10 protein-coding genes are annotated in these 12,917 nt (G+C 37.3%); 8 read left to right on the forward strand and 2 right to left on the reverse strand.

Features of this window, described 5'->3' with window-relative positions:
* Nucleotides 1–22 precede the first annotated feature (22 nt).
* From ACFPA1_RS03940 to ACFPA1_RS03955, 4 genes are all read left to right on the forward strand, one after another.
* Complete coding sequence (locus ACFPA1_RS03940) at nucleotides 23–1,018, forward strand: DUF4822 domain-containing protein (protein WP_378581385.1); 996 nt, start codon at nucleotides 23–25, stop codon at nucleotides 1,016–1,018.
* A 125-nt stretch (nucleotides 1,019–1,143) separates the two neighbouring features.
* Nucleotides 1,144–2,601, forward strand: a complete 1,458-nt coding sequence (locus ACFPA1_RS03945) for a sensor histidine kinase (RefSeq protein ID WP_213140500.1) — start codon at nucleotides 1,144–1,146, stop codon at nucleotides 2,599–2,601.
* 13 nt (nucleotides 2,602–2,614) lie between these two features.
* Complete coding sequence (locus ACFPA1_RS03950) at nucleotides 2,615–3,304, forward strand: response regulator transcription factor (protein ID WP_213140499.1); 690 nt, start codon at nucleotides 2,615–2,617, stop codon at nucleotides 3,302–3,304.
* 49 nt (nucleotides 3,305–3,353) lie between these two features.
* The gene (locus tag ACFPA1_RS03955) at nucleotides 3,354–4,061 is read left to right on the forward strand and encodes an ankyrin repeat domain-containing protein (protein ID WP_378581386.1); all 708 of its coding nucleotides are present in this window, start codon (nucleotides 3,354–3,356) and stop codon (nucleotides 4,059–4,061) included.
* A 146-nt stretch (nucleotides 4,062–4,207) separates the two neighbouring features.
* Here the strand turns inward: ACFPA1_RS03955 and ACFPA1_RS03960 are convergent, their stop codons facing one another.
* On the reverse strand, nucleotides 4,208–5,515 hold the full coding sequence (locus tag ACFPA1_RS03960; RefSeq protein ID WP_378581387.1) for a cytosine permease: 1,308 nt from the start codon (nucleotides 5,513–5,515) through the stop codon (nucleotides 4,208–4,210).
* 284 nt (nucleotides 5,516–5,799) lie between these two features.
* Nucleotides 5,800–7,509, reverse strand: a complete 1,710-nt coding sequence (locus tag ACFPA1_RS03965; RefSeq protein ID WP_213140496.1) for a PucR family transcriptional regulator — start codon at nucleotides 7,507–7,509, stop codon at nucleotides 5,800–5,802.
* Between the two features lie 253 nt (nucleotides 7,510–7,762).
* Here ACFPA1_RS03965 and ACFPA1_RS03970 point away from each other — a divergent pair, with 253 nt between their 5' ends.
* The 4 genes from ACFPA1_RS03970 to ACFPA1_RS03985 all read left to right on the forward strand — a co-directional run bounded on the left by ACFPA1_RS03970 (nucleotide 7,763) and on the right by ACFPA1_RS03985 (nucleotide 12,915).
* Nucleotides 7,763–8,668 carry a DUF2877 domain-containing protein gene (locus ACFPA1_RS03970; RefSeq protein ID WP_213140495.1) on the forward strand — a complete coding sequence of 302 codons (906 nt, stop codon included), beginning with the start codon at nucleotides 7,763–7,765 and terminating at the stop codon, nucleotides 8,666–8,668.
* Nucleotides 8,646–10,193 carry an acyl-CoA synthetase FdrA gene (gene fdrA / locus ACFPA1_RS03975; RefSeq protein WP_213140494.1) on the forward strand — a complete coding sequence of 516 codons (1,548 nt, stop codon included), beginning with the start codon at nucleotides 8,646–8,648 and terminating at the stop codon, nucleotides 10,191–10,193. The genes ACFPA1_RS03970 and fdrA overlap by 23 nt, the downstream gene beginning before the upstream one ends.
* A gap of 2 nt (nucleotides 10,194–10,195) precedes the next feature.
* The gene (locus ACFPA1_RS03980; protein WP_213140493.1) at nucleotides 10,196–11,623 is read left to right on the forward strand and encodes a DUF1116 domain-containing protein; all 1,428 of its coding nucleotides are present in this window, start codon (nucleotides 10,196–10,198) and stop codon (nucleotides 11,621–11,623) included.
* Between the two features lie 119 nt (nucleotides 11,624–11,742).
* Nucleotides 11,743–12,915 carry an ankyrin repeat domain-containing protein gene (locus ACFPA1_RS03985; RefSeq protein WP_378581388.1) on the forward strand — a complete coding sequence of 391 codons (1,173 nt, stop codon included), beginning with the start codon at nucleotides 11,743–11,745 and terminating at the stop codon, nucleotides 12,913–12,915.
* Nucleotides 12,916–12,917 lie beyond the last annotated feature (2 nt).

Here is a 12,917-nt window from a genome sequence, read left to right on the forward strand (position 1 = left end):
TATTGAATTAGGGGATGTAAAAATGATCAAGAAAACAAAAATATTAACACCTTTACTCGGATTGACATTAGCATTAACAGTATGTGGCATAAGTACACACGTCAACGCAAGTGAACAAAAGAATGCAACAAAAATAGTACAAACGAAAACAAATATTGCCCAAGATTCAAATAAAAAAAACAAAACCGAAAATAAAATGACTAAAGGTCAGAAAATGGCTAACATTCTTAGCAGCACAAATTGGCAAGGTACAAGAGTATACGACAAAAATAATAATGACTTAACAAAAGAGAATGCAAATTTCATCGGCCTTGCGAAATATGATGCGAAATCAGGCAGATATGAATTTTTTGATGCTAAAACGGGTAACAGTCGTGGGGATAAAGGAACTTTTTTTATCACAAACGATGGGAAGAAGAGAATTTTAATTTCTGAATCAATGAAGTACCAAGCAGTTGTTAATATGACAAAACTAAATAAAGATGTTTTTACTTATAAAAGAATGGGAAAAGATGCTAATGGCAATGAAGTAGAAGTATTCGTTGAACATGTTCCATATAAAGACAAAGAGCTGTCATTTACTGATCCGGACAGGCAGTTGGATACTACTACAGGAGATATTGTTAAAAACATTGATGGAGATAAAATTTTAGGCAGCACCCTTTGGCACGGAACAAAGGTATTGGATGAAAACGGCAATGATGTAACACAATATAATTCCATGTTTATAAGTCTGGCAAAATTTGATGATAAGACGAATAAATATGAGTTTTTCAATGAAGAAACTGGCAAAAGCCGCGGTGATTATGGATACTTCGATGTGGTACACGAAAATAAGATAAGAGCCCATGTTTCAATTGGAGCTAATAAGTATGGTGCCGCTCTTGAAATTACTGAGCTTAATAAAAATAAATTTACTTATAAAAGAATTGGTAAAGACAAAGATGGCAAGGACATAACTATATTCGTTGAACATGAACCTTATAAAGGTGATTTTAAACCTAAATTTAGTTTTTAAAAGCAGTTAATATATAAATGGATGGGAAATAAATGAATTAAAAGCAAGGTTGTCTACAAAAAGGTGACAACCTTGTTTCCTTTACGGTAAAGTAAAAAAACTGTACCTCGGCAGGAGGCACTCTCATGTCCATTCGGTGGCGATTATTCATTTCACATACAACGATGCTAATCGTGACGCTAGTACTTTTCTTAATAAGCGCTTTGCTGATTCCAGTGGCAATTACAGGGGATATTCGAAGTATTAAAGATTTGTATACACGTCAATATGCGCTTAAGCCATTAACAAAACCAGAGGAAAATGTATTCCTAGATGTTAAATATTTAGCGAAAAAACAACCAAGTCAATTATTAAATGAAACCACACTTAAACAATTTGATCAAAAGTTAGATCCAGTTTCCTCTGGATTAATCATCCGTAAAGGAAAAAGAATTGTCCACTCTTCAAAAATTTTAAATTCTATAAAGGATGAAAAAAAACTTCCTTCTTTTGAACCGGAAAATATTAAAGTACGAGAGACGATCAGTATAGGTCATCAATTTTATTTATATGTAAAGTTCGATTTTTATTTTCCGGATCAGGAAAAAGGCAGTGTTATCATTATGAGGGAAGTGAGTCCTTTTGTTGAACTGTCAAGAAGCTTATTTCCATTAATATTTGGGTTACTATTTCTTTCTTTAATTCTTGTAAATGGTTTATTAAGTTATTTGGTCTCTAAGAGTATTATTAAGCCATTATTTTCTTTGAAAACTGCAACAGAACAAATGGGTGAAGGTAATTTAAACGTGAAGATTAATCTTGCGAGGCGGGATGAAATTGGTCAGCTTAGCTATGAATTTGACAAAATGAGGAAAAAGCTTAAGGATTCCATAGAGCTTCAGCTTCAATATGAAGAAAGCAGAAAGGAGTTAATTTCCAATATCTCACATGATTTAAAAACTCCGATAACGGCTATCAGAGGTTATATTGAAGGAATACAGGATGGTGTTGCAGATTCGCAAGGGAAAATGGAGAAATACCTCTCAACAATCAAACGAAAAGCGACAGATATGGATCAATTAATTGATGATTTATTCCTTTTTTCTAAATTAGATTTAAAGAAGTTTCCATTTTACTTCGAAGACATTGAAATTAACCGTTTTATCATAAATTTTGTTGAGGAAGCAAGTTTTGATTTAGAGGAAAAAGGTATTCAAGTTAATGTTGAAAATAGGACGAAAAATGAAGTGATGGTGATTGCCGACCGCGATAAATTAAGGCGGGTAATGACAAATATCATTAATAACTCGGTAAAACATATGAAAAAGTCTGAAAAAAATATATGTATTAATATAAATGAAGAAGCAGATTTTGTTGCAATTGAAGTCCGTGATAATGGTTCCGGAATCGAGGAGCAGTCACTCCCATATATTTTTGATCGTTTTTATCGCGTGGATACATCAAGAAATAAATCAACCGGCGGCAGCGGACTTGGACTTGCAATTGCAAAGCAGATTATTACGGAGCATGACGGAGATATTTGGGTGGAAAGTCAATTAGGGCTAGGAACGAGTATCTTTTTTACATTGAAGAAGTCAATTTAGAGTGGTGAGTACATTGAAAAAAATTTTAATCATTGAAGACGATCTTGATATTGGGGAATTGCAACAAGACTACCTTGAGATTAATGGATATGATGTTGAATTACAAACCTCAGGAAAGGAAGGATTAAAACGTGCACTAAATAAAGAGTATGACTTATTAATTATCGATATCATGCTTCCAGAGGTGGATGGGTTCGAAATTTGCAAACAAGTAAGAGCTGTAAAGAATATCCCGATCTTAATTGTCTCGGCCAAGAAAGAAGATATTGATAAAATAAGAGGCCTAGGGCTTGGTGCCGATGATTATATTATTAAACCTTTCAGTCCAAGTGAGCTAGTTGCTAGGGTAAAGGCCCATTTAGCACGATATGAGCGTTTAATAGGAAATATGAATACAGCCAAAAAGGAAATAAGAATCCGAGGGCTTGTCATTGATGAAATGGCGCGAAAGGTTTATGTGAATAATCAAAAGATCTCTTTAACTGCAAAAGAATTCGATTTATTACTTTTCTTAGCTCAGCACCCAAACCGGGTCTTTAGTAAAGAAGATCTCTTCGAAAGCATTTGGGGATTGGATTCATCTGGGGATATTACCACTATCACGGTTCATATCAGGAAGATTCGCGGTAAAATCGAAAAGGATCCCTCGAATCCTCAATTTATTGAAACTGTTTGGGGTGCGGGATATATGATGTCGGTTTAATCGAAGGTTGACTTTAATTTTTTTCAGAAATATTTGATAGGATATGATTATGATACTTATAAAACGATCTATTTGTATAATGTTATTTTTTTTAGTAGGTTGTCAAAACTCAGTAACATCGGAAAATTCAATTAAAAATCAGATTGTAAAGGTGGATAACATGAAAGAACAATTTTTTAATGCTGTAGAAAAGGGGGATATAGCCGAGATTAATAACTTACTAAATAAGGGAGTAAATATAAATAGCCAGGATGATTTGGGCAGGACAGCAATCATGATTGCTGCCTATGCTAATGATGTTGCAACAGCCAAAGCCTTAATTGAAAAGGGGGCTGATGTTAATATTCAGGATAATATGAAAAATAATTCCTTCCTTTATTCTGGAGCAGAAGGGTATATTGAAATATTGAAACTGACAATCGAAGCAGGTGCTAATCCCAAACTCCTTAACCGATATGGCGGCACAGCTTTAATCCCAGCCTCTGAGCACGGGTTTGTTGAAGTTGTTAAAGAACTCCTAGAAAATACAGAAATAGATGTTAATCATGTAAATAATTTAGGCTGGACAGCCTTAATGGAAGCTATTGTTCTAAACGACGGGGGTAGGAAACAACAGGAAACCATTAAGCTATTAATAGAACATGGGGCTAACGTGAACATACCGGATTCTGAGGGTGTCACACCGCTGCAACAGGCAAAAGAAAGAAATTTTTCTGAAATTGAAAAAATTCTCCTTCAAGCGGGTGCAAAACGCTAGAAAGGCAATAGTTTTTGAGAATACTCATCTACAAAAAAGGCGAGACTTTTAATTAAAAGTGCTCGCTCTTTCTTATAATAAATCATATTAAAAATTCTTTGTGTGAAGAAGCTAAATCCCTATAGTGTGCAATCTCGTATAATTACCTAGACAGCATTCTTTTTGGCACTTTCTGAATTCTTGGATTTCACTAAAAGACTGCCAAAGTAGTAGAACAATGCAGCTGAACCTATACCAAATGCCACAACGGAAAGCTGTGGAGCGGAGAAATTGACCACCAGTGCAACTATGGCTGCCATTCCCCATGCAACAAACGCCAGCGGTTTCCATTTAGCCGAATCAACAGATTGGTTCCTGCGGAGGATAAGTTGGTCCATAATGATGATTGTGGCGATTGGTGGAACAATGAGGCCTAAAAGCTCCAGCCAGCTTTGGAATGCACTCCAAATCCCGGATACAGCTGCAATTATTCCAATAATTCCTAGAATAATTGTCAGCAATCTCATACTCTTTCCGGTCATATGGGAAAAACCGACGGCTCCATTATATAAACAGTGTGTACATCCAACTCCCAGATTAATAAACACGAATATGATAGCCAACATGGAAAGCAGCGGTCCTTGTCCAGATAAAATTGGCATAAAGTCCCCGCCGTTCGTTACAGGGTTTTGAATGACACCTGTCGCAACGATAATTGCACCAACCACTTCGGCAATGAACTTCCCAAATGGGAAGGCAGTAAATGCTGCCAAAAATCCTTCACGCCCATTTTTGGACCAACGAGTAAAGTCAGCGGTCATCGTACCAGAATCAGCGAATGTGGCAAATACCAAAGTGACTGCTGCGCCAAATGACATTAGGCCCGCACCGGCAATTGGTTCATAATTAAAAATATCTGAATTTCCCGTTTTAATCGAGAAACCTATTGCAACAAAGCCCAAAATGAGATATAGCGGTGCCGCAATCCAGCCTAATATGGTTAACGCTTTAATTCCAATAAACGTTGCGGCTACATAAAGAACCCCACCTAGTAAGGTCATTAATAGCATCGGAGCACCAAATGAGCGGGCCATGGTATCCCCTGTAAGGCCAGTCATTAAGGCAAACCATCCAACAACAACTGTTGAAAGTAATCCTGAAACAGCTATATATCCAAGTCGTCCAAAGGTTTTCTGAGCGGCCATTGCAAAGTTTTCTCCAGTTTTTCCCGCCAAATAACTTAATGAGCCGACAATCAGGCACAAAAGCAAGTTTCCGGTCAGAATTGCAGTAACACCAACTTTAAATCCAAGCATGGCAGTAATTACGCCGCCAATTACAGCACTTGTTAAAACCATTGGAAATCCAAACCAAACGGCTGCAACGGAAGCCAGTGATTTTCTATATTCTTTTGGTACAGGAGTGGTTTCAAATTCTGGATCCAAAAGCATATTTTCCTTTTTATTAGTAGACATACAATTCCTCCTAGTAGATATAATGTTGGTTTATTTTTAGTTGCGTCATTCTCACCACCTTTACTTGTTTAAAGCGTTTTCTTAGGATCCTTATTCTTATTTTAAAGTGGAAAATTTTAACGGTCTTTAGATATAGCAACTAAAAAACAACCATAATGCTTATGCATTCCGTACAAAGGTTTGTGAAAGAACTTTGAAGTTGCATGCAAAATAAAAAAATAATCCCTGCTTTGCAAGGAGTATAAATTCTGCTTGCAAAGCAGGGAGAGAGTTTAATACTTTTTTTATGAATCTATTTGAAGTTTTTTGTTGAGCAGTCTGTATATTTTTAATGCTAATTGGATTTGAAGCAGTTCTTCTGCATTTTTTAAATCACTGTTCAAGATTTCTTTAATTTTTTCAATTCTATATATGAGAGTATTACGGTGCAAAAACATTGCTTTTGCAGTTTCACTAATATTAAGGTTATTGTGAAAATAATTCTCTAAGGTATTAATATAGCCGGTACCATGGAATTTATCATGCTCATATATTTTCCCGAGACGTTTCATGAAGAAGTCTTCAAGCTCCATATCTTTTACATTTGAATCCAAAAAGTGATAGATGCTATGGTCTTCAAAATGCGAGATACCCCCACGGTCATCGAACTTTTGCATTAGTCTTATGGATTCATTGGCTTCTGAGAAGCTCTTATGCAGGGACTGTATTCTTTCATACTGTCTGCCAATTCCAATTAAGAAAGTCGTATTCTTAATATGTTTCCCTAGAACATCGTATATTTTTTGGGCATATTGTTTCGCTTCATAAACGGAAATCGGTGCTCTATTTTCATGCTGTCCAATCAAAATAATAATTCGGTTATTACGGTGAAAGCAGGTAACTTCTCCATTGGAATAATTAGAATGCTCATAAACTAAATCCACGCATTTTTTGGATCTGTTCTCCACTTGAACCCTTCTGGCGACCAAATCCTCAAATTGATCCTGATCATTGGAATCTATATTAATCACCATACTATGGTACTTATATTGTGAATTTAATCCATGCATTTCACTTAAAGTCTGAATGGATTCAGTTGAGGCGATTTTTCCGGTGAGCAAATCATCAAAAAAGTCCTGCCTAATTTTTAACTTCACTTCCTCGATTTCCTTCGCTTTAATTCTTTCCAGGGCAATGTTCGTTGATGCTTGTTCCAAAATGATAAAGTCAAACTCGGTTAACTCACGTACAGTTTCCCAAACGATTATATACCCGTAAATATTACTTGCGGCAGCTACAGGCAAGATACGGCATTTAACTTCAATATCCTCCAAACGGAAAAGTCTTTTAATTGATCTTTTCATATCACTTATATCTTCAGGTATAGCGTCTATGAACTCTTTAGGAAAGGAAGGTCTATTTTTAATTAAATCAAAACAATACGAAAGCGGTACTTTGTTGTTGATGTGCTCAATTGCGTTCACCAGCTTCCAATCTTGATCGACTATGATTACCGGATTACCAATTGTCTCTGACAACATGGAGGAAATCCGCTCTATTCCTCCGCCTTCAAGTGTAATTCTGAAGAACAAACTATGCATATCTAATGTTTTTCGATTTAATAAATCATACCTGCCTGATGCTTTCTCATTGATAATCGAAATGACCCTTGAAAGGGTGTATTGATAGGGAAGCTCTATAAGAGGAAAACCATACTCATTCGCTTTATCAATCATATTTTTCGGAAGTGTATCGAAGTAACGTTTCATTTTCACGATCAGTCCAGCACAGTTAATTTCAGCAAGCTCTTTAATGATTCTGTTTTGTAATTCCTCATTATCCTTGAAAATATAACCAGTCGATAGCAACAATTCATTTGGTGAAAGCCAGTCGAAAGCATCGGGATTTTCAATAATATTTACAATTGAAATTTCATTGTTAATTCCTTTTTCTCCCGCAACAATCTTTATGCCATCAATCGCTTTTATATTAAATAGTTCTTTAACCGTAAGCAAACTTCTCTCGCTCCTTTGTCAAAATTTAAACACAATCCATTATGCAAGTTGCACAATTGAATAGATGGCTTTTTGGATTTTATAAACGATGACGGTGTTATGCATTATATCTAGAATAATCATGTAAGCTTCATACTTTGTCAAATGAAAATTGTATAAAGCTTTCTCAAGACTAAGTTCATTATTTAAAAGGAGGCAAGTTTTGTCCAATTATAAATTAGGCTCCCTGAGTCAGATTTATGAGGTGCTTTAAATGTTAAAAACAGTATCGGGTGATGTTGAATTTTTACAGAAGTTGAATAGCTCAAAATTCACAGGCAGTGTTCATAGTACATTTAATCGGACATTTAATATTAAATGTCATCAAAATGGTGAGTTATACACCATTGCTTGCAGAAACGTAGATAATGGACCCAATACCTTAATTATCAATGTTGATAATATTAGGCCGATGGAAATTGCAGTAAGTGATCACGTATTTACTAAAAAAAATATTTTGCACATTGGAAATAAGCTTGCCATTTCTTTTGAAAGCGTTACTAAATGGTCCAGTGTAGTACCCGGATATCCTTTGAATGAAGAAATTTTAAATCAAAATTTAAAGAAGATGAAAAAATTTATCGACATTCATGGTAAAAGCGGCGGAATAAAAAAACACGAATTACCCAATAGCCTATTTGAAGCTAAAATGTCCAGCATGCTCGAACAACGAACTAACCTCCTTTTAGACGATTTAGCGGAAGATCGAATGTCATCTGCCTTTGAACATGCCATTTCGATTATTGGTCTAGGACCAGGGCTCACACCATCAGGGGACGATTTTTTAGTTGGGCTATTTACCTCTTTTAGTATGTTGAACGGTCCATTATATCCACGAAGGTCATTCTGTGAAGATGTCGTTAGCAAGGCCAAAACCTTAACGAATGACATTAGCTGGATGGCATTACAAAAAGCATCCATAGGTAAAGTGAGAGAGTCAATCATATCGTTACTCAACGCCTTGCTCGTAGAGGATGAAGAAGACTTAATTCTCTCTTTAAATAAATTATTAGACATAGGTTCTTCATCCGGAACAGACATCGCCTTAGGTCTTGTCGGCGGATTGGAGGCCAATATAAAAGCAGGAGGAAAAGTATATGTTAGTACAAGCATTGATTAAACCTAACACGTATTTCGATTCGGTATCATTAATGTCGCTATCTACTAAAGCGAATCAAATTGATGGTGTTGAACAAGCGATTATCGCAATGGGTACTGAAATGAACAAAGAGGTAATGAAAAATGTCGGTTTAATGACACCGGAAGTCGAGGAAGCCGGCGCAAGTGATTTAATTATTGTTGTGAAAGCTGAAACTGAGGAGCTCTTCGAAAACGCTTTCTTGAGCATAAATGAATTATTCACTAAAAGGGATTCAGGTAAAAAAGGAAAAAGTGATATTAAATACTCTACTATTTCCTCAGCTGCAGAAAATAATCCGGATGCAAATCTAGCGATTATTGCTGTGAATGGGGCTTACGCTTCTAGAGAAGCGAGAAAAGCTCTTGAAAATGGCCTGCATGTCATGATGTTTAGTGACAATGTCAGCGTCCAGGACGAAATTGCTTTAAAGAAATTGGCTCATGAAAAAGGATTATTAATGATGGGTCCTGATTGTGGTACAGCAATTATCGGTAATACTGCCCTTTGCTTTGCAAATGCAGTTAGAAAAGGAGATATCGGGATTGTTGCTGCATCTGGTACCGGGTCCCAAGAAGTGAGTGTTCGTATCCATGAATTTGGCGGCGGGATCTCTCAGTTGATTGGCACCGGCGGAAGAGACCTTAAAGAAGAAGTTGGCGGAATCATGATGCTTGATGGAATCCAAGCGCTAGAAGATGACGAGGAAACAAAGGTTATTGTAATTGTTTCGAAGCCGCCTGCACCAAGTGTGGAAGAAAAAGTGCTAGCGAAAATTAAAACATGTAAAAAGCCTGTTGTTGTTTGGTTTATTGGCGGCAATGAGGAGAAAATTACTGCAGCTGGCGGTCATTTTGCCAAAATGTCAAAGGAAGCAGCACTTAAAGCAGTTTTACTTGCTGGTGCAGATGAGAGCAAACTTAATAAGCGTGCATTAAACATTCCGCTTATTGAAGAAGTTCGTACTAAATTAAAGCCAGAGCAAAGATATATTCGCGGTTTATTCAGCGGCGGTACACTTTGCGATGAGGCGATGCACGCAGCTATGGAGAAATTCGATAATGTTTACAGCAATATCGCAAGAGATCCTGAGTATCGTTTAAAAGATCGTTATACAAGTCAAGAGCATACATTCATCGACTTTGGTGATGACGAATATACACAAGGCAAGCCACATCCAATGATTGATCCTTCTACACGTCTTGACAGATTTATGCAAGAAGCAAAAGATCCATCCGTTGGTGTTATTGTAATGGACTTTGTATTAGGTTACGGTGCTCACGAAGATCCGGTTGGAGCATTCCTTCCTGCAATCATGGAAGCTAAACTGCTGGCAGAACAAGAAGGAAGACATTTGGAGATTATTGGATATGTTCTTGGTACAGAATTAGATCCGCAAGATTATGAAGAGCAAATCAATAAATTATTGGCTGCAGGTGTGACTCATGCAAGCAGCAGCCAGAACGCAGGTTTATTAGCAAGAGAATTTGTTGTGAAAGGAGAATAGCCATGAGTAAAATTAACGAACTTTTTAAAGGTAAACCAAATGTTATTAACGTAGGCATTGAATCTTTCAAAGAGGATTTAGCAAAACAAGGTGCAGAAGTCATTCATTTAGAATGGACACCACCAGGAAGAGGAAATCCTGCGTTAATTGCAGCGCTTGATAAGTTTGAAAACCCTGCCATTTTGCAAAAAATTGAAGAAGCAAATAAGTTGGCGGTGGAAAGAATTATTAAATCTCATCCGGTTCTAATCGGTTATGACCAAGCGATTAACTGTGTGCCAGGTATGACAAAGAAAACCATTCTTCATGCCGGCCCGCCAATCACTTGGGATAAAATGAATGGCCCAATGAAGGGTGCTGTCACCGGTGCGCTAGTATTCGAAGGCCTTGCAAAGGATATTGACGAGGCCGCTGAACTTGCAGCATCTGGTGAAATTACCTTCTCGCCATGTCATGAACACAATTGTGTTGGTTCTATGGCAGGTGTGACTTCTGCATCAATGTTCATGCATATTGTTGAGAACAAAACATATGGCAATATTGCCTATACAAACTTAAGTGAACAGTTAGCGAAAATTCTTCGTATGGGTGCCAATGACCAAAGCGTAATCGACCGATTAGTATGGATGCGCGATGTTTTTGGACCTATTTTAAGAGATGCAATGAAACTTAATCCGGATGGCATTGACTTGCGTTTAATGCTAGCTCAAGCACTTCACATGGGTGATGAGTGCCACAACCGCAATGTTGCTGGAACAACTCTCTTAATCCAAGCCTTAACACCTTATATTTTACAAACTGATTATACAATCGCTCAGAAAAAAGAAGTATTTGATTTCGTAGCCAGCAGTGATTATTTCTCAGGTCCAACATGGATGGCAATGGCGAAATGTGCTCTTGATTCCGCACACGGTATTGAAAATAGTACAATCGTAACCACTATGGCCCGTAATGGTGTGGAATTCGGAATCCGTGTCAGCGGCATGCCTGGTAATACATGGTTCACTGGTCCTGCACAAAAAGTTATCGGCCCAATGTTCGCTGGCTACAAGCCGGAAGACTCAGGACTTGATATCGGTGACAGTGCGATAACTGAAACATATGGTTTCGGCGGCTTTGCAATGGCTACTGCTCCTGCGATTGTTGCATTAGTAGGCGGCACAGTTGAAGAAGCAATCGGCTTTTCTACAAAAATGAAGGAAATCACAACAACTCAGAATCCGAATGTAACAATCCCATTGCTTGATTTTATGGGTCTTCCAACTGGAATTGATGTTAGAAAAGTTGTCCAAACAGGAATAATGCCAGTCATTAATACTGCCATTGCCCATAAAGAAGCTGGAATCGGAATGATTGGCGCGGGTATCACTTATCCGCCGGTAGAAGCTTTCGAAAAGGCAATGTTGACTTTAAGCGAAAATATTCATTAATCAAATATGCTTTTTGGGGAGGGGGATATCCCAAGCCTTAATCCTTGGTTTGGGAAACCTTCCCCCGAAAGCTCCATTGGAAACTGTGTAACAGGATATAAGAACAGGAGCGATTGTTGATGGACAATAAGTCTTTAAATTTGGAATTGATCTTTGCAAGTGAACGGGGAGATGTCAATTCTGTTCAAAGATTGCTCGAAGAGGGAGCAAGTGTAGATTTTAAAGATGAAAACGGCCGGACAGCATTAATGGCTGCGACTCAAAGAAATCAATTTGATACAGTAAAACTGTTGTTAGAAGCAGGCAGTGACGTCAATACCAGAGATATTACACAGCTAACACCTTTCATTTGTTCTGGTGCAAATGGTTTTCATAAAATCTTAGCTAAGATGCTGCAATATGGTGCAGACCTAAACAGTGTCAATCGTTTTGGCGGTACAGCCCTTTTGCCCTCTAGTGAGAAAGGCTATTTAAAAACAGTACAAGTTTGCCTTGATGCAGGGGTTCCTGTCAATCATGTGAATAATTTAGGCTGGTCAGCACTTCTCGAAGCGGTCATTTTGGGCAATGGGGGCCGTTTATACTCGAATATTACAGAAGTTCTTGTAGAAGCTGGAGCTGATGTGAATTTGCAGGATCGAGATGGAAAATCATCTCTTCATCATGCAGTAGAATTAAATCAGGAAAAAGTAGTTAAAATTCTTAAAAAAGAATATCAGGAAAATAACCAAACAATTCAAACAGCCAAAAAGCTATATAAAGAAAATAGAATTGAAGAAGCTATCCTAGTAATCAATCAAGCTCTTTCAGAGGACCAGAACAATCTTGATTACTATTTCTACAAAGGATATAACCTGCAAGAACTAAGGCGGTACGAAGAAGCGCTGGAAGAGTACAACAAAGCTTTAGCTATTAATCCCAATGATCTAGATTTTTACTTCTATACAGCAAACTGCTTGAGATTAATGAACAAGTCTAGGGAAGCGCTTACAGAATATGATAAGGCTTGTGAATTAAACCCTGACGAAACATTTTATCGTTATCATAAATCCAATTATTTAAGAGAATTGGGCAGACATGAGGAAGCAGTACGGGAAATGGATAAGCTGCTTGCAATGCAGACGCATCGCTATGATTTCTCCTTCCACAAGGCTAACAGTCTAAGATCTTTAGGGAGACATGAGGAAGCGATTGAAGCAATTGAGAATGCTATTAAACATGACCCGTCGAACTCTTTATATCATCTTCATAAAGAGCAATCTATTGAATTATTAAATAAAACAAGAAGTTAGAT

This window comes from Neobacillus sp. GCM10023253, assembly GCF_042653105.1.
Classification (GTDB): Bacteria; Bacillota; Bacilli; order Bacillales; family Cytobacillaceae; genus Neobacillus; species Neobacillus citreus.